The organism is Flammeovirga agarivorans (assembly GCF_012641475.1).
Taxonomy (GTDB): Bacteria; Bacteroidota; Bacteroidia; order Cytophagales; family Flammeovirgaceae; genus Flammeovirga; species Flammeovirga agarivorans.
In genome coordinates this window covers 1-749 of record NZ_JABAIL010000075.1, presented here as the reverse complement: position 1 = coordinate 749, position 749 = coordinate 1, and the positions used below count along the sequence as shown (strand labels likewise).

The 749-nt window shown below is 34.0% G+C and carries 1 protein-coding gene; it reads left to right on the top strand.

The window, feature by feature from the left end:
• Positions 1-100 precede the first annotated feature (100 nt).
• Entirely contained in the window at positions 101-598 is a 498-nt protein-coding gene (locus tag HGP29_RS28305; RefSeq protein WP_168885821.1) for a VOC family protein, read from the top strand.
• Positions 599-749: the final 151 nt, after the last annotated feature.

Below are 749 nucleotides of genomic sequence, written 5' to 3'. Positions count from 1 at the left end.
GAGATAACAACAGCTAAAACTCCAAGTCTCGGGCGACGCGCCCTCGCTCGTAGTTTAGCAATTTCGTTGTGTGTCATATAGAAAATATATAATACTTATTATGAAAAGAAAAAACTACAGTCTATTAATTATCGCATTAATAACTGGTCTTCTAGCTTGCAACACAGAGAATAAATTCAATACAGAAATGCAAAATCTTGATTCAACGACCGAACTAAATACCAAAAATATGAATAGTCATGTTGCACTTTTTGAAATTCCGGCAACAGATATTTCACGGGCAATAAATTTTTATCAAGCAATCTTGGATATTAACATTGAAAAAATGGAAATGCCTGGAATGGAAATGGGAATATTTCCATACGAAAAGCAAGTGGTTACAGGAGTAATTATGAAAGGCGAAGGATACAACCCTACAACAGATGGAATAACCATTTATTTGAATGGAGGTGATAATCTTCAAGTAATTCTTGATAAAGTCGAAAAGAATGGAGGGAAAATCCTTTTACCGAAAACAGCCCATGCTGACGAAAGTGGTTTTTTTGCTTTGTTTATTGACTCGGAGGGAAATAAACTTGGGCTTAATTCCCCAAATTAAAAAATTAAACGAACACACAACAAGGGCTATAAAGCATAGGCCTAACCAACCAAACTGCTCCTACTCTTCATAGCCGGAATGTTATAGCCTATTACAAATAAACTTCACTTAATTAATGAGATTTTTAATAGCATATTTTTTCTTATTTCTA

Excerpts from the sequence above, each read along its gene's own strand:
- HGP29_RS28305 (WP_168885821.1), top strand. The coding sequence starts at position 101 with ATGAAAAGAAAAAACTACAGTCTATTAATTATCGCATTAATAACTGGT.